Origin of the sequence: Hydrogenophaga intermedia (genome assembly GCF_000723405.1) — a bacterium.
Classification (GTDB): Bacteria; Pseudomonadota; Gammaproteobacteria; order Burkholderiales; family Burkholderiaceae_C; genus Hydrogenophaga; species Hydrogenophaga intermedia.
Genome location: NZ_CCAE010000007.1, coordinates 1 through 20,260, shown reverse-complemented (window position 1 = coordinate 20,260; position 20,260 = coordinate 1). Strand labels below are relative to the sequence as shown.

Here is a 20,260-nt window from a genome sequence, read left to right as displayed (position 1 = left end):
GAGTCCATGTCCGACGCCGAATCCACCGACAACGCCGAGTCCGCCCCGGTCGAACTGCCCGAGGGCAGGCTGGTCGGCCGCGTGGCCTTCACGGATGCGGTGCGTCAGGCCATCGGCGCCGCGGCCTCGCGGGGCTGGCCCATGCTCTGGCTGGTGGACGACGACTTCGCGGACTGGCCGCTGGGCGAACGCGCGGTGATCGCCGGCCTGAACGCCTGGGCGCAACGGGGGCGCCGCTTGCGCCTGCTGGCGCGCGATTTCAGCGCCGTGCGCAGCCTGCACCCGCGCTTCGCGACGTGGTGCACCACCTGGTCGCACCTGGTCGAGGCGCACGCCGTCCCGCAGGCCTCACCGCACGAACTGCCTGGCGTGATCTGGACCGCGAGCTGGACGCTGGAGCGCCTGGACCCGGTGCGCAGCAGCCTGGTGGCCAGCCACGCGCCCGAGCGCCGCGTGGCGCTGCACGAGCGGCTGGACGAGTGGTGGATGAAAGGGCGGCCGGCCTTCGCGCCAACCACCCTGGGGCTTTGATCAGAGATCCGCGGCCAGCAGCTGCACGATGCGCTGCGCGTTGGCCGACCCATCCGGCTGGCCTTGCGCATCGAGCACCGACACCGTGGTCAGATCGGCCTCGCTCTTGACGACGATGCGGTAGCGCTGCGGCGTGGGCTGCTTGTCGTCGGCGCCGAACATGCGGCTGAAGAAGCCGGGCTTTTCACCGGGCTTGGCGGGTTCCACGTAGCGCACGAAGTAGGTGCCTTCGCTGCGGTTGCGGTCTTCCACCGTGAAGCCGCTGCGGTCGAGCGACAGGCCCACGCGGCGCCAGGCGCGGTCGAAGTTGTCGTTGAACTGCAGCGCGGGGCGGTTGTTCACCGTCGTGACGCGCGCGGCCTGCGACTGGGCCGGCGCCGTGGCCGCCACCGCCTGCGCCTGGGTTTCGCTCACGCCCAGCTTGACCATCAGGCGGCGCAGGAATTCGGCTTCCAGCTCCGGGTCGGACGGGCGCGGCTGCCACGCGGTCTGGTTCTCGCGCTGGTTGGCGTAGACCTCGACCATGCCGCGGTGGGTGATGTAGACCTCGGTGCCGCCGCTGGCGTTGCGCTCCAGGCGGGTGCGGAACTTGTCGTACTCGCCGGTGGAGTACAGGCTGTCGAACAGGCGGCCAATGGTGCGGCGGATGATGTCCTGCGGCAGCTTGGCACGGTTCTCGGCCCAGTCGGTTTCCATGATGCCCAGGGTTTCCTGGTCCGTCTCGAGCAGGAAACCGTTCTCCTGCCAGAAGTCGCGGATGGGGCCCCAGAGCTGGCCGGCCGGGCGGTTGACCACCAGCCAGCGCTGCGCGCCGGCGCGCTCGATGCGCACGTCGCCGACCTCCACCGTGGCGGTGCCGCTGCCCTGGGCGGCGGCGGCATTGGCCTGCCCCGCCTGATAGCCGCTGGCCGTGACGGCCGAGCCCGGCACCACGTAGCGCGATTCGCGGCTGAGCTGCGTCAGGTCGGGCGGCACGTCCAGCCGCTTGCCCTCCTGCGCGGTCTTGTAGTCGATCTTGTCCTCTTTGAGGATGGAGCAACCGGTGGCGAGCAGCGCGGCGCAGGCGATCAGGCCCAGGCGATGGAATTGACTCATGGAGGAGCGGGGCATCAGAAGTGAACGGAGGATCAGCTCAGCAGGCCGGACTCGCGCAGGGCGGCCTCGACTTGCGGCACGAGCTGGCGCGACATGGGCGTGAGCGGCAGGCGCATGGTCTCGCCGCACAGGCCCAGGCGGGCCATGGCCCACTTGAGCGGAATGGGGTTGGATTCGCAGAAGAGCTGCTTGTGCAGGGGCAGCAGGCGCTTCTGGATGGCCATGGCCTTCTTCGCATCGCCCGCGACGGCGGCCACGCACAGGTCGTGCATGGCGCGCGGCGCGATGTTGGCGGTGACGCTCACGTTGCCGTGGCCGCCGCAGAGCATGAGGGCCACGGCCGTGGGGTCGTCGCCGGAGTAGATGGCGAAATCGGCCGGTGCCTCGCGGATGAGCCACTGGGCGCGTTCGATGTTGCCGGTGGCTTCCTTGATGCCGACGATGCCCTTGACCTCGGCGACGCGCAGCACCGTGTCGACCTGCATGTCGGCCACGGTGCGGCCGGGCACGTTGTAGAGCACGATGGGCAGATCGCCCGTGGCCTCGGCGATGGCCTTGAAGTGCTGGTACTGGCCCTCTTGCGTGGGCTTGTTGTAGTAGGGCACCACCTGCAACTGGCAGTCGGCACCGACGCCGCGCGCGAACTTGGCGAGGTTGATGGCTTCGGCCGTGGAGTTGGCGCCGCAGCCGGCCATGATGGGCACGCGCTTGTTGGCCTGCTCCACCGACACGCGGATGATCTCGCAGTGCTCTTCCACCGTGACGGTGGGCGATTCGCCCGTGGTGCCCACCACGCCGATGCAGTCCGTGCCTTCGGCGATGTGCCAGTCGACCAGCTTTCGCAGGCCGGGGTAGTCGACACTGCCGTCGGGATTGAAGGGGGTGGCCAGGGCCACGATGCTGCCGGTGATCATTTGCATGGCGGATCGTTGTGTCAGCGGCCTCATGCGCGCGCTGGACGCCCTCCGGGGGCGGATAAGCGGAGCATTCTACCCAGCGGCATCGAGCCGATGCCGGGGCGGCGATGCGCCGTCGGAGCGGGATTCGCGCACCGCCGCCAGGCGCTGCACGAAGCGGTCGGGGTCGCCGCAGAAGCCGTCCTCGTAGGCCACGGTACGAAGACCGCCGGCGGCCGTCAGCAGTTCCCCGGGCCGCAGCAGGAAATCGGGCCGCGAGGGCTTGCCGACGGTGGCGTGGTCGATGGCGAAGGTTTCGTAGATCAGCACACCGCCCTCGGCCACGCTGCGCACGATGGCGGGCAGCAGCGGGCGCCACAGGTAGTTCGTGACGACAACGCCCGCGAAGCGCTGGCCCTCGAAGGGCCAGGGGCCGTTCTCGATGTCGGCCGTCACGGCGCGGCCCAGGCCCTGGACGGCGGCGATGGCTTCGGGGTCGCGGTCCACACCGGTGACGGGGTGGCCGCGCCCGGCGAACCAGCGCAGGTGCCGCCCGCGCCCGCAGGCCACGTCGAGCACCGCGCCGCCCTCGGGCACCAGGTGCGACCAGCGCCTCACCCAGGCCGAGGCCGCTTCGGTGCCGTGCATCAGAAGCAGCTCCAGACGCGGTCGGCGAGGTTCACGAGAAAGTCCGGGCGCTGGTACAGGGCAAACGTGGCCAGCAGGGCCGCCACGGCGGCGGCCCACACAGCGGCACGTCCCATCAAGCTCATGCGGGGGCCCCCACGCGCTGAGGCGCGCGCATGATCGGCGCCTCGCGCACCGGCAGGTTCACGATCGCCGCGAACACGCCCAGCGCGATGGCGATGTACCAGACGATGTCGTAGCTACCGGTCCGGTCATACAGGTAACCGCCCAGCCACACGCCCAGGAAACTGCCGATCTGGTGGCTGAAGAACACGAAGCCGCCCAGCATGGACAGGTGGGCCACGCCGAAAATCTGCGCCACCGTGGCGTTGGTGGGCGGGATGGTGGACAGCCACAGCAGGCCCATCACCGACGAGAAGACGTAGACGCTCATGGGCGTGAGCGGCGCCCACAGGAAGAGGGCGATGGCCACGGCGCGCGCCAGGTAAATGAACGCCAGGATGTGGCGCTTGGCCATGCGCTGGCCCAGCACGCCGGCCGCGTAGGTGCCGATCACGTTGAACAGGCCGATGAGCGCCAGCGCGTAGCTGGCCACCTGCGGGGACAGGCCGTTGTCCTTGAGGTAGCTGGGCATGTGCACGCCGATGAACACCACCTGGAACCCGCAGACGAAGTAGCCCGCCATCAGCAACTGGAAGCTGCGGTACTGGAAGGCCTCGCGCAGCGCCTGCCCGATGGTCTGTTCACGCCTGGCCGGCGCGCTGCCGGAGAAGCCAGGCTCGCGCAGGCCCATGGCCAGCGGCGCGATCAGCAGCACCGCCACGGCCAGCACCAGCAGCGCGTTCTGCCAGCCCAGGCCCTCGATCAGCCAGCCTTCCACCGGCACCATGAGGAACTGGCCGAATGAGCCCGCGGCCGCTGCCACACCCATGGCCCAGGAGCGGCGCTCGGCCGGGATGTTGCGTCCGATGACGCCGTAGATGACCGCATAGGTGGTGCCCGCCTGCGCCGCGCCGATCAGCACACCCGTGGTGAGCGCGAAGCCCAGGGTGGAGGTGGACAGGGCCATGCCCGCCAGGCCCAGGGCGTACAGGCCCGCGCAGACCAGCAGCACGCGGAAGGCGCCGAAGCGGTCGGCGGCCATGCCGGCAAAGATGCCGAAGACACCCCAGGCCAGGTTCTGCACGGCGAGCGCGAAGGCGAAGGTCTCGCGCGTCCAGCCCTGAGCCTGGGTGATGGGCTGCAGCCACAGGCCGAAGCCATGGCGGATGCCCATGGACAGGGTGACGATCAGGGCTCCGCAGAGCAGGACCTGGGTGGCGGAGAGGCGCGGTGCGCCAGGGGTGGCGGTGATCATCGGCGGATTGTGCCCAAGGGCCGTTCGCCCCGGGCGTCGCGGGGGTGGCTGGCCCGATTGAAATTTCTGCGTGTTTTTGTTGCCTGGCTGGCATCGATCCGATGCCGTGGCGCGAAGCCTGGGAATTCATCCAGTGGTTTTCGCCGCGCGCGCCTACAATCCGCGCCCATGGCAAGCACCCCCTCCACCTATTCGGAAGGCTCCATCCGCGTCCTCAAGGGGCTGGAGCCGGTCAAGCAGCGGCCGGGCATGTACACCCGCACCGACAACCCGCTGCACATCATTCAGGAAGTGCTGGACAACGCGGCCGATGAGGCGCTCGCGGGGTTCGGCAAAAAGATCAAGGTCACCCTGCACGCCGACGGTTCGGTGAGCGTGGAAGACGATGGCCGTGGCATCCCCTTCGGCCTGCACCCCGAAGAAAAGGCGCCGGTCGTCGAGCTGGTGTTCACCCGCCTGCACGCCGGCGGCAAGTTCGACAAGGGCAAGGGCGGCGCGTACAGCTTCTCGGGTGGCCTGCACGGCGTGGGCGTGAGCGTCACCAATGCGCTGTCCAAACGGCTGGAGGTCATCAGCTACCGCGAGGGCCAGGCCGCGCGCCTGGTCTTCTCGGGCGGCGACGTGATCGAGCCCCTGGCCGTGGCCCCGCGCGGCGAGGGCGACCGCAAGCAGGGCACCACCGTGCGCGCCTGGCCCGATGCGAAGTACTTCGAGTCCTCGGCGCTGCCGATGAACGAGCTGGTGCACCTGCTGCGCAGCAAGGCCGTGCTCATGCCCGGCGTGACCATGCAGCTCGTGGTCGAGAAGACGAAGGAGACCCAGACCTGGCAGTACAAGGGCGGCCTGCGCGACTATTTGCAGCAGACGCTCACCGCCGACCCGGTGATCCCCATGTTCGAGGGCGAGGGCTTCGCCGAGGCCGGCCACGACAGCTTCGCCGAGGGCGAGGGCGCGTCCTGGTGCGTGGCCTTCACCGAAGACGGCGCGCCGGTGCGCGAGAGCTACGTCAACCTCATCCCCACCAGCGCCGGCGGCACCCACGACAGCGGCCTGCGCGACGGCCTGTTCCAGGCGGTCAAAAGCTTCATCGAACTGCACGCGCTGCTGCCCAAGGGCGTGAAGCTGTTGCCCGAGGATGTGTTCGCGCGCGCCAGCTATGTCCTCTCAGCCAAGGTGCTCGACCCGCAGTTCCAGGGGCAGATCAAGGAGCGCCTGAACTCGCGCGACGCGGTGCGCCTCGTGTCGAACTACGTGCGGCCCGCGCTGGAGCTCTGGCTGAACCAGCACGTGGACTACGGCAAGAAACTCGCCGAACTGGCCATCAAGGCCGCGCAGACGCGCCAGCGCGCGGGCCAGAAGGTGGAGAAACGCAAGGGCAGCGGCGTGGCCGTGCTGCCGGGCAAGCTCACCGACTGCGAGAGCCGCGACCTGAACCACAACGAGATCTTCCTGGTCGAGGGCGACTCGGCCGGTGGCAGCGCCAAGATGGGCCGCGACAAGGAGTGCCAGGCCATCCTGCCGCTGCGCGGCAAGGTGCTCAACACCTGGGAGGTGGAGCGCGACCGCCTCTTCGCCAACAACGAGATCCACGACATCGCGGTCGCCATCGGCGTCGACCCGCACGGCCCCAACGACACGCCCGATCTGAGCGGGCTGCGCTACGGCAAGGTCTGCATCCTGTCCGACGCCGACGTCGACGGCTCGCACATCCAGGTGCTGCTGTTGACGCTGTTCTTCCGGCATTTCCCCAAGCTCATCGAATCCGGCAACGTGTACGTGGCGCGCCCGCCGCTGTTCCGCGTGGACATACCCGCGCGCGGCAAGAAGCCGGCGGCCAAGGTGTACACGCTCGACGAGGGCGAGCTGCACGCCGCCCTCGACAAGGCCGCCAAGGAAGGCGTGCCGGCCGACAAGTGCCAGGTGAGCCGCTTCAAGGGCCTGGGCGAGATGAGCGCCGAGCAGTTGTGGGACACCACGCTCAACCCCGACACGCGCCGCCTGCTGCCCGTGGTGCTGGGCGCGCACGACTTCGCCACGACGGAGGCCCGCATCACCCAACTGATGGGCAAGGGCGAGGCCGCGGCGCGGCGTGAACTCATGGAACTCCACGGTGACGCCGTGGAGGTGGATATCTGATGGCTGATGTGAACAACCCCGAACTGCCGCTGGAACAGCCGGCCGAACCCGATGACTCGCTGGCGGCCTACGCCCAGCGCGCCTACCTCGAATACGCCCTGTCCGTCGTCAAGGGCCGCGCGCTGCCCGATGTGTGCGACGGCCAGAAGCCGGTGCAGCGGCGCATCCTCTACAGCATGGAGCGCATGGGCCTGGGCTACAGCGGCAATGCCGCCGCTCGCCCGGTCAAGAGTGCGCGCGTGGTGGGTGACGTGCTGGGCCGCTTCCACCCGCACGGCGACCAGGCCGCCTACGACGCGTTGGTGCGCATGGCGCAGGACTTCGCGCAGCGCTACCCGCTGATCGACGGCCAGGGCAACTTCGGCTCGCGCGACGGCGACGGCGCGGCGGCCATGCGTTACACCGAGGCGCGTCTGGCGAAGATCAGTGGGCTGCTGCTCGACGAGATCGACGAGGGCACGGTGGACTTCGTTCCCAACTACGACGGCTCCACCACCGAGCCACGGCAACTGCCCGCTCGCCTGCCCTTCAACCTGCTCAACGGCGCCAGCGGCATCGCCGTGGGCCTGGCCACCGAGGTGCCCAGCCACAACCTGCGGGAGGTGGCCGAGGCCTGCGTGGCGTTGATCAAAAGCCCCAAGCTGAGCGACGAGGAATTGCTCGCCCTGGTCCCGGGCCCCGATTACCCGGGCGGTGGCCAGATCATCAGCCCGGCCGGCGACATCGCCGATGCCTACCGCACGGGCCGTGGCAGCCTGAAGGTGCGCGCACGCTGGAAGATCGAGGACCTGGCGCGCGGCCAGTGGCAGATGGTGGTGACCGAGCTGCCGCCGGGCACCAGTTCGCAGAAGGTGCTGGAGGAGATCGAGGAGCTCACCAACCCCAAGGTCAAGACCGGCAAGAAGGCGCTCACGCAGGACCAGAACCAGCTCAAGGCCAGCATCCTCGCGGTGCTCGACGGTGTGCGCGACGAGTCCAGCAAGGACGCGCCGGTGCGCCTGGTGTTCGAGCCCAAGAGCAGCCGCATCGAGCAGCAGGAACTCATCACGCAACTGCTGGCGCACACCAGCCTGGAAACGTCCGCGCCGATCAACCTCACGGTGATCGGGCTCGACGGCCGGCCGGTGCAGAAGTCGCTGCGGCAGATGCTGGTGGAGTGGATCGAATTCCGCCAGACCACGATCACGCGGCGATCGCAGCACCGCCTGAACAAGGTGCTGGACCGCATCCACATCCTCGAAGGCCGGCAGCTCGTGCTGCTCAACATCGACGAGGTGATCCGCATCATCCGCCACAGCGACGAGCCCAAGGCCGCGCTGATCGAGCGCTTCAAGCTCAGCGACCGCCAGGCCGAGGACATCCTCGAGATCCGCCTGCGCCAGTTGGCGCGGCTGGAGGCGATCAAGATCGAGCAGGAATTGAAGAACCTGCGCGAGGAGCAGGCCAAGCTGGAGGACATCCTCGCCAACCCGAACAGCCTCAAGCGCCTGATGGTCCGAGAGATCGAGGCCGACACCAAGGCCTTCGCGGACGAGCGCCGCACGCTGATCCAGGCCGAGAAGAAGGCCGTGGCCGAGATCAAGGTGGTGGACGAGCCGGTGACGGTGGTGGTGTCGAGCAAGGGCTGGGTGCGCGCGCGCACCGGCCACGGCCACGAGGCCTCGGTCTTCGCCTTCAAGGCCGGCGACGGCCTGTACGGCACCTTCGAGTGCCGCACGGTGGACACGCTGATCGTCATCGGCAGCAACGGGCGCGTGTACTCGGTGCCCGTGGCCAGCCTGCCCGGCGCGCGCGGCGACGGCCAGCCCGTTACCACGCTGATCGACCTGGAAAGCGGCACGCAGCCACTGCACTACTTCGCGGGGCCGGCCAACGCGGCGCTGCTGTTGTCCAGCAGCGGTGGCTACGGCTTCATCGCGACGGTGGAATCGATGGTGTCGCGCCAGCGCGGCGGCAAGACCTTCCTCAGCCTTGGCGACGGTGAAACGCCCTGTGCGCCCTCGCACGCGGCGTTCAGTTCGGGTGGCCAGCCGCTGGTGCCTGCTACCCACGTGTGCTGCGCGTCCACGGGTGGGCGCATCCTGACCTTCGAGATCACCGAGCTCAAGCAGATGGACAAGGGCGGTCGCGGCCTGATGCTGATCGACCTGGAACCCAAGGACACGCTGGCCGGTGCGGCGGCCTACACGCGCAGCGTGAGGATCGATGGCACCGGCCGCGGCGGCAAGGAGCGCGAGGAGACACTGGAGATCCGCAGCCTGAACAACGCCCGCGCCGCGCGCGGCCGCAAGGGCAAGGCGGCGGACCTGGGCTTCAAGCCCTCGCGTGTCACGCGGGTCGAGTAAGTCGCGCGGGCGCTCCGGCAAGGTTCACCGCTTCCGATGGCCACGCCACTCACGCTCGACGACCTGCGCCGCCACGCCATCGCGCGCAGCCTGTTCAAGCCGATGACCCTGCCGGCCGCGGTGCGCCGGCTGGGCTTCGTGCAGGCCGATCCGATGCGCGCCCCGGCGCGCGCGCAGGACCTGATCCTGTTCCAGCGCGTGCAGGACTACCGCGCCGGCGACCTGGAGCGGCGCTACGAGCGGCTCGGGCTGGAGGAAGACGCCTTCGTCAACTACGGCTTCGTACCGCGCGACATGCTGGCCCTGCTGCACCCACGCACGCCGCGCCAGGCCTGGGACGAGGACACCACCCAGCGCGCGCGGGCCGTGCTCGATTTCGTGCGCGAGCGTGGCCTGGCGCACCCGCGCGAGGTGGGCGAAGCCTTTGCCCACCACGGTCGCGTGGCCGGCTACTGGGGAGGCGACCTGAACGCCAGTACGCGCCTGCTGGACCACATGCATTACCACGGCTGGCTGCGCGTGCGCCGGCGAGAGGCCGGCACGCGCGTGTACGAGGCCATGAGCCACGCGGAACAGGACGACAGCCCCGCCGCGCGGCTGGCGCGCGCCCAGGCGCTGGTCGACGCCATCGTGGCCTTGTACGCGCCCTTGCCGGCGCCCAGCCTGGGCTACCTCGTCACGCTGCTGCGCTACGGCGCGCCGCACCTGGCGGTGGAAACGCGCGCCGTGGTGCAGGCGGCGCGCACGCGCTATGGCCATGCGGTGGTGGATGGCACCACCTGGTTCTGGCCGGCGGACGAGAACCCGGCCTCGCGTCGCCACAAGCCGCATGAGGGCCTGCGCCTGCTCGCGCCCTTCGACCCCGTGGCCTGGGACCGGCGCCGCTTCGAGATGCTGTGGGGCTGGGCTTACCGCTTCGAGGCCTACGTGCCCGCACCACGCCGCACCATGGGCCACTACGCGCTGCCGTTGTTGTGGGGTGAGCAGATGCTGGGTTGGGCCAACCTGCGCCTGGAGCGCGGGCAACTGCGGCACGAACTCGGCTTCGTGGCCGGCCGCGCGCCGCGCGACCCGGCGTTTCGGCGCGCGCTCGACGATGAACTGGCGCGCTTCACGGAATTTCTGACAGGTTATGGGCGCGCCGCGGGCAGCCCCGAGGAGCGATGAGCATGGAATCCGGCGACATCACCGGCGTGGTGATCGCGGTCGCGGTGGGGGTGCTGGCGTTCGCCGTGTCCCGCTATGCGACCCGGTACTTCGCGCAGCGGCGCGCTCAGCGGGAGAAGGCGAAGGAAGCCGCCGGCCAGAGCCGGCAGGTGCGGCGCGCGAATGCGCGCCGCCAGCGCTGATCAGGCCTTCAGTTCGGCGATCAGCTCGATCTCCACGCACGCCCCCATGGGCAGCTGCGCCACGCCGAAGGCGCTGCGCGCGTGTTGGCCGGCGTCGCCAAACACCTCGCCAAGCAACTCGCTGCAGCCGTTGGTGACGAGGTGCTGTTCGGTGTAGGTGGGGGTGCTGTTGACCAGGCTCAGTACCTTGACGATGCGCTTGACGTCGTCGAGTGTCTTGCCCGACGCCTCGCAGGCAGCCTGCAGCGTGCCCATGAGGGCGATGGCGATGCTGCGCGCGGCTTCCTTGCCCTCGTCGGTTTCCATGGTCAGGCCCAACTGCCCGACCCAGGCCTTGCCGTCTTTGCGCGCGATGTTGCCGCTGATGAAGATGAGTTGGCCAGTCTGAACGAAGGGCACGTAGGCGGCGGCCGGCGTGGCCACGGGGGGCAGGGTAATGCCCAGTTGTTTGAGTTTCGCGAGTGCGCTCATCGGTCGCTCCAGGTGAATGGCCAAAAGGAGCGGGCCATTCTATCGAGCGCCCCTGACGATCTTCGCGATCTATCGGCCGCTGGCGGGCGGCGGCTCGATGGCGGGATGGAGGTCACGGCCCTCCAGCTCGTCCGGCGGGGCCACGGTCACGGCCACGTCCAGTGTGTGCTGCGCGCCGCCCTGGATGACGCCGCGCATGGGCGAGACGTCGCTGAAGTCGCGGCCGATGGCCAGCGTCACGTAGTCCTCGCCCGGGCTGCCGCGGCCGCAGCGGTTGTTGGTGGGGTCGAAGTCGAACCACTCGCCCTCGGTGCCGCCTTCTCCAGGCACGTAGACGGCGGCCCAGGCGTGAGAGGCGTCGGCACCGATGAGGCGGGGCTGGCCCGGCGGCGGCTGCGTGAGCAGGTAGCCGCTGACGTAGCGCGCGGGCAGGCCCAGGCTGCGCAGGCAGCCGATCATGATGTGCGCGAAGTCCTGGCAGACGCCCTTGCCCTGCGCCAGTGCCTCCAGCGGGGGCGTGCTGACCTCGGTGCTGTCGGTCTCGTACTGCAGTTCGATGTGGATGCGCTCCATCAATGCCCGCACGGCCCGCAGCACCGGCAGGCCCGGCGCGAAGGCGGGGCGCGCCCAGGCGACGAAGGCCTCGTCGCGCGGCACCAGGGGCGAGGCGAAGAGGAACTCGGCCGCCGGGTCGTAGGGCGCGTTGACGCGGTAGCGGAAGTGCTCGCGCACGCGCTCCCAGTCCAGCGTGTGCCAGGGGCCGCTTTCGGGCAGGGGGCGGGGGGCGGCGGTGGTGACGGTGCTGTCGGCCAGCACGCTCAGGCTGTCGTGGGGCGCCTGCTGCGCGAAGAAAGTGCGCTGGTTGCCGAAGGCGTCGGTGCTCTGGTGCAGCGCGGCCGGTTCGGGCTCGATCGCCAGCCGGTGCGCCAGGACCTGTTGCAGCGCCGTGGTGCGCGGGCTCAGGTGCAGCATGTGCTGCGCCATGTCCACCGCGCTCTGGTAGCGGTAGGTGGTGCGGTGCAGGACGCGCAGTTTCATGGCGGTTCAGGTGGTCAGGGTCTGGCTGCGCCGGTCGGCGTGGCTGAAGTGCAGGCGCGTGATCTCGTCGGACAGGTCGATCGCCGCGGCCTCGCAGTCCTCCAGCAGTCGGGCCAGCGCGCCCCACACGCGGCGGCCGTCGGGCCCGCGCTGCCAGTTGCTCAGCTCGGCCAGTTGCCAGGTGGCGGGGTCGGGAAGGTCGCGCGCCAGCTCGGCGTCCTGCGGCGCCACGCTCTGGCCCAGGCGGGCCAGGCGCGCGCGCAGGGTCTGCACCACCCAGGCCAGGGAGCGCGGGTTGTCGCGATCGAGCACGAGCAGGTCGATCAGGGCCACCATGTCGCGGCGCTGCTGGTATTGGGCGTGGAAGGTGATGGTGCTGTCGAACAGGGCCACCATGGCCTCGAAGCCGGCAGGCTCGTGCAGGCTGCCGGTCTCCAGGCCCAACACCAGGGCGCGCGATAGCGTGGCCAGGCGCTCGATGTGGCGTCCGATGGACAGCAGGCGCCAGCCATCGTCGCGCACCATGCGGTCGGTCTGCGAGCCGGTGATGGCGGCGAGCTGCTGGCTCGCTTCCTGCAGCAGCAGTTGTGCCTCGCCGGTGGTGAAGTCACCGTCGTTGAGCAGGCGCGCCGCGCTGCTGGCGAAGCCCGCCTGCGCGCGTTCGATGAGGTTCCAGTGTTCGCGTGAGAGCCGCTCGCGCACCTGCGCGGCGGCGCTGGCGATGGCGCGCAGGTTGAAGCCCGCGCTGAACGAGCTGTCGGCCGCCGGGTGCTGCGGGTGCGGCGCCAGGTTGGCCATCAGGCTGCGCGCGAACACGCGGGGGGACTGCTGGGCGTCGGGCACGTCGGCCAGCACCAGCGCGTTCTCGCGCGAGACCTCGGTGAGCCAGGCCAGCAGGGCGAGCGTGCCGGGCTCCTCGCCGTCGAGTTCGTCCAGCACGATCTCGGCCAGGCGCACGCTGTTCTCGGCGCGCTCGGTGTAGCGGCCGAGCCAGAACAGGTTCTCGGCCGCGCGGCTGGTCACCGGCTGCTTCTGCTGTGCGATGGCGAAGGAACTGGGCTGGCTCTGCAGCAGGCTGGTGTGGTCCACCGCGCCATCGGTGAGCACCCAGCAGTCGGCGCTGCTGCCGCCGCGCTGCATGGTGGCCATCAGTTGCCCGCGCGGCGCCATGCGAACCAGGCCGCCGGGCAGCACGCGCCAGGAGCCCGCGCCGTCGGCCAGGGCGAACACGCGCAGCATGGCCGAGCGCGGCATGAGCCGGTCACCCGTCCAGGTGGGCGTCTGCGACAGCGGCAGCCACGACTGCACGGTGTATTGCTCGGGCTGGCGCACCAGGCGGCCGGTCCATTCGTCCAGTGCGCGCGCGCCCAGACTTTGGCCGATCACGGTCTGCGGCCCGCCCCCCGGATAGGTGGCCTTGATCACGCCGTCTTTCAGCAGCGGCAGCACGCTGCGCAGCGCGGCGTCTTCCCCGCACCACCAGGTGGCCAGCGAGGGCAGGGCCAGTGGTTCGCCCAGCAGGTGCTCGCTGATGGCGGGCAAAAAACCCAGCAGTGCGCTCGATTCGAGCGGGGCCGAGCCCGGTGCGTTGGCCAGCAGCAGGTTGCCGGCGCGCAGCACCTGCAGCAGCCCGGGCACGCCCAGGGTGGAATCGGTGCGCAGCTCCAGCGGGTCGAGCCACTGGTCGTCCACGCGCTTGATGAGTGCGTGCACGGGTTCGAGCCCGGCCAGGGTCTTGAGGAACAGGCGCTCGTCGCGCACGGTGAGGTCGTTGCCCTCCACCAGGGTGAGGCCCAGGTAGCGCGCCAGGTAGGCGTGCTCGAAGTAGGTTTCGTTGTAGGGGCCGGGCGTGAGCAACGCGATGCGCGCGTTGTCGCCCTCCGGCGCCATGGCCTTGATGCCGTTCATGAGCGCGCGGTAGCTCGCGGCCAGGCGCTGCACCTTCATGCCGGCGAAGGCCTTGGGGAACTGGCGGCTGATGGCGATGCGGTTCTCGAGCAGGTAGCCCAGGCCCGACGGGGCCTGCGTGCGCTGGCCCACCACCCACCAGCGCCCGTCGGGGCCGTGGGCGAGGTCGAATCCGATGATGTGCAACCAGGTGCCGCCGCGCGGCTGCATGCCCTGCATGGCGCGCAGGTAGCCGGGGTGACCCTGCACCAGCGCGGCCGGCAGCAGGGCGCGCTTGAGCAGTTCGCGCGGGCCATAGAGGTCGGCCATCATGGCGTTGAGCAGGCGCGCGCGCTGCAGCACGCCGGCCTCGATCTGTGCCCAGTCCTGCGGGCCCAGGATCATCGGGAAGAGGTCGAGCGCCCAGGGGCGTTGCAGGCCGCTCTGGTCGGCATAGACGTTGTAGGTGACGCCGTTGTCGCGGATCTGGCGCTGCAGCGCCTCGGCGCGGCGGTTCAGGTCGGCCAGGCCTTCGGTGCCGGTGTGGTCGAAGAAATCGCCCCAGGTGGGGGCCAGGCCATGCTGGCCCTCGCCCTGCAGTTCGTCGAGGTGGCCGGCGTCGGCCGGCACGGCCAGGGATGTCGCCCACTCGCCCGGGTGCTCGGGCTGCAGCGGGTCAAAAAGGGAATCGTTGGGATCGGCTGTCACGGCGCGAAGTATGCCCGCGCGACCGCGCCGGGACTGCCTTCCCGGCTCAGGTCCTCAGGTCGAGCGTGCACGGGAATTCACGGTTCACCTCGGCGGGCGACACGCGCAGGTGCCCGGGCGTGTGGCCCATCTGGAAGAAGCGCGACAGGCGCCGGCTTTCGGCTTCGTAGGCGTTGACGGGAAAGCTGTCGTAGTTGCGCCCGCCGGGGTGGCTCACGTGGTACCGGCCACCGCCCAATGAACGTTGCATCCAGGTGTCGACGATGTCGAAGGTGAGCGGCGCGTGCACGCCGATGGTGGGGTGCAGCGCCGAGGGCGGCGCCCAGGCCTTGTAGCGCACGCCGGCCACGTACTCGCCGGCGGTGCCGGTGTTGTGCAGGGGCAGGGCGCGGCCGTTGCAGGTGACGAGGTAGCGCCGGTCGGTCCAGCCGCGCACGCGCACCTCCAGGCGCTCGAGCGAGGAGTCGACGTAGCGCACGGTGCCGCCGGCCGCGCCTTCTTCGCCCATCACGTGCCAGGGCTCCAGCGCGCCGCGCAGGGTAAGTTCGATGCCGCGTGCGGCGATTTCGCCGATGAGGGGGAAGCGGAATTCGAGGTGCGGCTCGAACCAGGCCATGTCGAAGGCGTAGCCGCTGTCGCGCAGTTCGGTGAGCACGTCCTCGAAATCCAGGCGCAGCCAGGTGGGCAGCAGCCAGCGGTCGTGCAGCTCCGTGCCCCAGCGCGCCAGCGGGGCGCGGTAGGGTTGCTGCCAGAAGCGCGCCACCAGCGCGCGCAGCAGCAGTTGCTGGGCCACGCTCATGCGCGCGTGCGGCGGCATCTCGAATGCGCGCAACTCCAGCAGCCCCAGGCGGCCGGTGGGGCCGTCGGGCGAGTAGAGCTTGTCGATGCAGAACTCGCTGCGGTGGGTGTTGCCAGTGACGTCGATGAGGATGTTGCGCAGCGCACGGTCCACCAGCCAGGGCGGCATGTGTTCCCCGTGCACCTCGCGCGCCTGCGCGATCTGCGCCAGCGCGACCTCCAGTTCGTGCAACTGGTCGTTGCGCGCCTCGTCCACGCGCGGGGCCTGGCTGGTGGGGCCGATGAACAGGCCGCTGAACAGGTAGCTCAGCGAAGGGTGGTTGTGCCAGAAGGCCAGCAGGCTGCCCAGCAACTCGGGCTTGCGCAGGAAGGGCGAGTCGGCCGGCGTGGCGCCGCCGAGCACGAAGTGGTTGCCGCCCCCGGTGCCGGTGTGGCGGCCGTCGGTCATGAACTTCTCGGCGCACAGGCGCGTCTGGTGCGCGGCCTCGTAGAGGAACTCGGTGTGCTCCACCAGTTCGTTCCAGTTGTGCGCGGGGTGGATGTTGACCTCGATCACGCCGGGGTCGGGCGTCACCTGCAGCATCTTCAGGCGCGGATCGCGCGGCGGCGGGTAGCCTTCGAGCACCACCTTCACGCCCAGGCGCTCGGCCGTGGCCTCGACGGCGGCGAGCAGCTCGAGGTAGTCCTCCAACCGTTCCATGGGGGGCATGAAGACGTAGAGGTGCTGGCCCTTGCCGCCTTTCTCTTTCTCTGCCTTGGGGCCGTTCGCGCGTTGCGGGTCGCGCGCTTCCACGCACAGCGCGGTGCGCGTGAGCCAGCCGGCCGATTCGCCGCGCTGCGGAAAGTGCGCGGACAGGCCGTGGGCGGGCGCGCCGCTGGCGGGCCAGCCGCGCGATGGCCGGGTGCCGCCGGCCGGGGGCGCGGCCTGGGTGCGCAGCGGGGTGGTGCGCGGCAGCGCCGGGCGCGGGGCGAAAGGGTCCTGCTCGATGTGCTGTGGCCGCTCGCCCGCGCTGGCCCAGGGCAGCGAGTCCAGCGGCAGCCGGTAGCCCATGGGCGAATCGCCGGGGATCAGGTACATGCGCTCGTCGCGGAAGAACCAGGGGCCGGTGGACCACACGGTGCCGCCGAGGGCCGGGCTGCCGGCGTTGGCCTGCAGCGGCAGCACGTAGCCCACCACGCTGGACAGGCCCTGGTCGAACACGCGGCGCAGGCGGGTGCGCTCCAGTTCGTCGTCGAGCCGGCTGTTGAACGGGTCCACGTTCACCGGCAGGCGGCGTTCGCGCCACAGGTAGTACCAGGTGTCCTCGTAGCCCGGGGTGATGTACTGGGTGGACAGGCCCAGGCGGCGCGCCAGCGCCTGCACGAAGCGGCGCGCGTCGTCGCTGCTGTACTGGGCCGCGTCGCGCTCGTCGGCCAGCAGTTCGGGCTTGTGCCAGCAGGGCTCGCCGTCGGCGCGCCAGAACACCGACAGCGCCCATCGCGGCAACTGTTCGCCCGGGTACCACTTGCCCTGGCCCATGTGCACGAAGCCTCCCTGGCCGTATTGCTCGCGCAGGCGGCCCAGCAGCTCGGTGGCGTAGCCGCGCTTGGTCGGGCCCAGGGCGTCGGTGTTCCATTCGGCGGCGTCGCGGTCGCTGGTGGCCACGTAGGTGGGCTCGCCGCCTTGGGTGAGCCGCACGTCGTGCTTGACCAGGTCCGCGTCCACCTGGTCGCCCAGGGCGAGCACGGCGGCCCATTGCTCGTCGGTGTAGGGCCGTGTCACGCGCGGCGATTCGTGCACGCGCGTGACCGACATGTGGTGCTCGAACGCCACCTCGCTTTCGTCCACGCCGCCTTCCACCGGCGCGGCGCTGCCGGGCTGCGGCGTGCAGGCCAGCGGGATGTGGCCCTCGCCCGCGAGCAGGCCTGAGGTCGGGTCCAGGCCGATCCAGCCCGCGCCGGGCAGGAACACCTCGCACCAGGCGTGCAGGTCGGTGAAGTCGCGCTCGGGGCCACTGGGGCCGTCCACCGACTTCACGTCGGGCGCGAGCTGGATCAGGTAGCCCGAGACGAAGCGCGCGGCCAGCCCGACGTGGCGCAGCAGTTGCACCAACAGCCAGCCACTGTCGCGGCAGGAGCCGCGCCGGAGCTGCAGCGTCTGCTCGGGCGTCTGTACGCCGGGTTCCATGCGGATGGTGTAGGCGATGTCGCGCTGCAGGCGCTGGTTGATGTCGACCAGGAAGTCGATGGTGCGGCGCTTCGCGCGGTCGATGCCGTCGAGGTAGGCCTTGAGCAGCGGGGTCAACGGCTCGGTCGCCAGATACGGTGCCAGTTCGCGCCGCTGCGCCTCGGCATACTCGAACGGGAACTGCTCGGCCTGTGGTTCGAGGAAGAAGTCGAAGGGGTTGTGCACCGCCATCTCGACCACCAGGTCGATGGTGATCTTGAATTCGGTGGTGGGCTCGGGAAACACCAGGCGGGCCTGGTAGTTGGCGAACGGGTCTTGCTGCCAGTTGATGAAGTGCGTGGCGGGCTCGACGCGCTGCGAGTACGAGAGCACTTTGGTTCGGCTGTGCGGCGCCGGGCGCAGGCGGACCACCTGGGGTCCCAGTCGCACCAGGCGGTCGTACCGGTAATGGGTGATGTGGCTCAGGGCAACGTGGATGGCCATGCGACGGGCTTTCAGGGAGGGGAGATGACGCGGGACCTGGCGAGCGCTTTCAGGCGGCTGCGGGCCATGCTAGCAAGTCCTGCGCCATCGGGCGATGACGATTGCGTGCCGGAAACGCCGCGCGCCTGGCGCGGCGGCTGGGCGCTGGCGGGCGTGGTGCTGGGCTGCGCCTTGCAGCTGCAGCAGAGTGGCTTGTGGACGTGGTGGGGGTATGCGGCCATGGTGTTGGGCGGGCTCGCGGCCCTGGCCTGGCGCCAGCGCTTGGCGTGGTTGCTGGCGGGCGCGGCCCTGGCGTTCGGCGTCACGGGCCTGCGTGCGGCGGCACTGGCCGAGCAAGGCCTCGCGCCCGCGTTGGAGGGCCGCGACATCGCGGTGGTCGGGCGCGTCGCGTCCTTGCCGGTGATGGGCTTGCAGGGCGAGCGCTTCGAGTTTGTGGTGGAACGCGCGAGCCTGGACGGCCAGGCCGTACACCTGCCGTCGCGCCTGCTGCTGGGCTGGTATGGCGGCCCGCAGCGCGACGGCGACCGGCCCGGCGGCTGGGCCGTGGCCCACCGCAGCCCGGGCCTGGTGGCGGGCGAGCGCTGGGCTTTCGAGGTGCGGCTGAAGCGCGCGCACGGCAGCCTCAACCCGCATGGCTTCGATCGCGAGCGTTGGCTGTGGGAGCGCGGCATTCTGGCCACCGGCTACGTGCGCGCGGGCCCGCGGGACCCCGCGCCCGAGCGGCTGGAGCAAAGCGGGCGCCACCCGGTGGACCTGGCGCGCCAGCGCGTGGCCGGGGCCATGGTCGAGCGCCTGGGCGATTCGCGCGCCGCTGGCGTGCTCGCGGCGCTGGCCGTGGGAGAGCAATCGGCCATCGTGGGTTGCGATAAAAGAGTTGTTCGCCCGAAATTTCCGTGAAATCAAGGCGTTGATGAAAACTCCGATTTTTCAGCCGAAAAAAGAGTCGTTCGCCTTGTGTAGCGACTGCTCTTCCAGCTTCGAGAAAAGAGTCGTTCGCTTAGACCGCCAGGTTCAACTGGGTCGTAGGCTGTACTCGGTTGACTTGGAGGTTGAGCTGATGGCGCTGGCAGCGAGCTGACCAAGCGTGCGCAGGTACATCATCCAGGCCGGAGACCGGCACGCAGAGTTGAAGACTGACTTCAGAATCTTCCTTGCACTGGCACGAAGCGATGCGAAGGGCATGCGACGTTCACGTCTTAAGAAATGGACGTGCCTGTACCGCGTTAGCCTCGCTGGGCTACGAGTGCACGGAGGATGACTTCCCAGAGTTCAACCACAGCTAGCTCATGCCGTGTCACCCGGAGAAGCCTTGCTGTAGAGGGCGGTGCGTGCTGCATGCGGAAAAAAACTCGTTATAAATCAAGCAAATGGGCCGTATATCTGCACAAGATAAAAAAACTTATCTTAAACATCAGACTGGTCTTTCTACGGACGAACCGAGCCCCTCGACAGATTGAGCGGCCTCATCCACGACCTCGATTGGACTAGTGCGGGTTCCGTTGACTCCGACTTTGGCTTCTTGCGTTTGCTCGAGACTGAGATAGCCATGCGTCGAATGTCGACGCCTTGGGGTATGGACTCCCGCTACCCTGGTCCGAGCGATGAGCGCTTCTGACAGCCATGGACTTGAATCGCATAAATCCGACTGACCTACGTATCTCGATGCGACTGGCGCTAGACGTAGTCACGGCCCATCGCATCGCCAGAGGCCTTTCCCTGGACCAGGAGCGGATAACCGCAACGCGAGACCTCATAGAAGAGCGCGTACTTCTGGCCCTGGAGGAGACCGACGAGTCGACCATGCCGCTCGATTGGTCCTGGCAGCAAGCCGCAGAGAAAATATCCCTGCAAATTGCCATGGCCATCGTCCACGAACAGAAAAAGGAGCCTCCACCGTCCGCCTTGTGACTAGCGAGAGGCCAGCAAATTCTTAAGTCGGGTGACGACGTCGTCGCTCGTGTGCACTGCATCGAACACGTGCGAAGGCGCCTCTGGCATCCACGGCGGGAGTCGACTGAAGTTGTCCATGGTCATCAGGCTGAACGAAAGTGCACAGGGGCCATCGTCCATCTGGGCGAACAGCACCAAATCCGCCCGAGGATGAGTCTTCTTCAGAACGTGCCAGCGCTTGCCGCCGGGTGACCAATGGGGCCAGCTAAGCTGGAGTCGTAACCTTCGACCTTCCGGTAAGAGAAGGACGCGACTGCGTGGGTGGGGGCTGCACTCTACGCCACTGCTTCTCAGGAGCTCCAACACGTCGCGCTGAACGCGGTCTGAACCGCCCCGGGATTTGAGGAGGCTCTTTTCTCTGAGAGGATTGAGCCATGAACAAGAAGTCGAACAAGTTCTCA

The 20,260-nt window shown here is 69.3% G+C and carries 15 protein-coding genes; 7 read left to right on the top strand and 8 right to left on the bottom strand.

Features of this window, described 5'->3' with window-relative positions:
* The first annotated feature begins 6 nt into the window (after nucleotides 1-6).
* Entirely contained in the window at nucleotides 7-531 is a 525-nt protein-coding gene (locus BN948_RS06710; protein WP_009517225.1) for a hypothetical protein, read from the top strand.
* On the opposite strand, the gene bamC is transcribed toward BN948_RS06710, so the two are convergent.
* The 4 genes from bamC to BN948_RS06690 all read right to left on the bottom strand — a co-directional run bounded on the left by bamC (nucleotide 532) and on the right by BN948_RS06690 (nucleotide 4,527).
* Nucleotides 532-1,626, bottom strand: coding sequence for an outer membrane protein assembly factor BamC (bamC, locus tag BN948_RS06705; protein WP_009517226.1), 1,095 nt, complete (start codon nucleotides 1,624-1,626; stop codon nucleotides 532-534). It abuts the gene before it with no gap.
* A 32-nt stretch (nucleotides 1,627-1,658) separates the two neighbouring features.
* Nucleotides 1,659-2,546 (bottom strand): 4-hydroxy-tetrahydrodipicolinate synthase, encoded by an 888-nt coding sequence (dapA, locus tag BN948_RS06700; protein WP_009517227.1) that lies wholly within the window; start codon nucleotides 2,544-2,546, stop codon nucleotides 1,659-1,661.
* A 69-nt stretch (nucleotides 2,547-2,615) separates the two neighbouring features.
* Complete coding sequence (locus BN948_RS06695; RefSeq protein WP_009517228.1) at nucleotides 2,616-3,170, bottom strand: class I SAM-dependent methyltransferase; 555 nt, start codon at nucleotides 3,168-3,170, stop codon at nucleotides 2,616-2,618.
* Nucleotides 3,171-3,291: 121 nt separating this feature from the next.
* Nucleotides 3,292-4,527 carry an MFS transporter gene (locus tag BN948_RS06690; protein ID WP_009517230.1) on the bottom strand — a complete coding sequence of 412 codons (1,236 nt, stop codon included), beginning with the start codon at nucleotides 4,525-4,527 and terminating at the stop codon, nucleotides 3,292-3,294.
* 168 nt (nucleotides 4,528-4,695) lie between these two features.
* Between BN948_RS06690 and BN948_RS06685 the strand changes: the two genes are divergently transcribed.
* The 4 genes from BN948_RS06685 to BN948_RS06670 are packed head-to-tail and all read left to right on the top strand — an operon-like array spanning nucleotide 4,696 to nucleotide 10,357.
* The gene (locus tag BN948_RS06685; protein ID WP_009517231.1) at nucleotides 4,696-6,663 is read left to right on the top strand and encodes a DNA topoisomerase IV subunit B; all 1,968 of its coding nucleotides are present in this window, start codon (nucleotides 4,696-4,698) and stop codon (nucleotides 6,661-6,663) included.
* Nucleotides 6,663-9,008, top strand: coding sequence for a DNA topoisomerase IV subunit A (gene parC, locus BN948_RS06680; RefSeq protein ID WP_009517232.1), 2,346 nt, complete (start codon nucleotides 6,663-6,665; stop codon nucleotides 9,006-9,008). The genes BN948_RS06685 and parC overlap by 1 nt, the downstream gene beginning before the upstream one ends.
* Nucleotides 9,009-9,044: 36 nt before the next feature.
* Nucleotides 9,045-10,175, top strand: a complete 1,131-nt coding sequence (locus tag BN948_RS06675) for a DNA glycosylase AlkZ-like family protein (RefSeq protein WP_009517233.1) — start codon at nucleotides 9,045-9,047, stop codon at nucleotides 10,173-10,175.
* Nucleotides 10,176-10,177: 2 nt separating this feature from the next.
* Nucleotides 10,178-10,357, top strand: coding sequence for a hypothetical protein (locus BN948_RS06670; RefSeq protein ID WP_009517234.1), 180 nt, complete (start codon nucleotides 10,178-10,180; stop codon nucleotides 10,355-10,357).
* On the opposite strand, the gene BN948_RS06665 is transcribed toward BN948_RS06670, so the two are convergent.
* The 4 genes from BN948_RS06665 to BN948_RS06650 all read right to left on the bottom strand — a co-directional run bounded on the left by BN948_RS06665 (nucleotide 10,358) and on the right by BN948_RS06650 (nucleotide 17,909).
* Entirely contained in the window at nucleotides 10,358-10,828 is a 471-nt protein-coding gene (locus tag BN948_RS06665) for a RidA family protein (protein WP_009517235.1), read from the bottom strand. It abuts the gene before it with no gap.
* 69 nt (nucleotides 10,829-10,897) lie between these two features.
* Nucleotides 10,898-11,866 (bottom strand): transglutaminase family protein, encoded by a 969-nt coding sequence (locus tag BN948_RS06660; RefSeq protein ID WP_009517236.1) that lies wholly within the window; start codon nucleotides 11,864-11,866, stop codon nucleotides 10,898-10,900.
* Nucleotides 11,867-11,872: 6 nt separating this feature from the next.
* The gene (locus tag BN948_RS06655; RefSeq protein ID WP_009517237.1) at nucleotides 11,873-14,461 is read right to left on the bottom strand and encodes a circularly permuted type 2 ATP-grasp protein; all 2,589 of its coding nucleotides are present in this window, start codon (nucleotides 14,459-14,461) and stop codon (nucleotides 11,873-11,875) included.
* Between the two features lie 46 nt (nucleotides 14,462-14,507).
* Nucleotides 14,508-17,909 carry a transglutaminase family protein gene (locus BN948_RS06650; RefSeq protein WP_009517238.1) on the bottom strand — a complete coding sequence of 1,134 codons (3,402 nt, stop codon included), beginning with the start codon at nucleotides 17,907-17,909 and terminating at the stop codon, nucleotides 14,508-14,510.
* A 66-nt stretch (nucleotides 17,910-17,975) separates the two neighbouring features.
* Between BN948_RS06650 and BN948_RS06645 the strand changes: the two genes are divergently transcribed.
* Together BN948_RS06645 and BN948_RS06640 are read left to right on the top strand one after the other, a co-directional pair.
* Nucleotides 17,976-18,806, top strand: coding sequence for a ComEC/Rec2 family competence protein (locus BN948_RS06645; RefSeq protein ID WP_081921892.1), 831 nt, complete (start codon nucleotides 17,976-17,978; stop codon nucleotides 18,804-18,806).
* A 723-nt stretch (nucleotides 18,807-19,529) separates the two neighbouring features.
* Nucleotides 19,530-19,817, top strand: a complete 288-nt coding sequence (locus BN948_RS06640; RefSeq protein ID WP_035620902.1) for a hypothetical protein — start codon at nucleotides 19,530-19,532, stop codon at nucleotides 19,815-19,817.
* The last annotated feature ends 443 nt before the right edge of the window (nucleotides 19,818-20,260 follow it).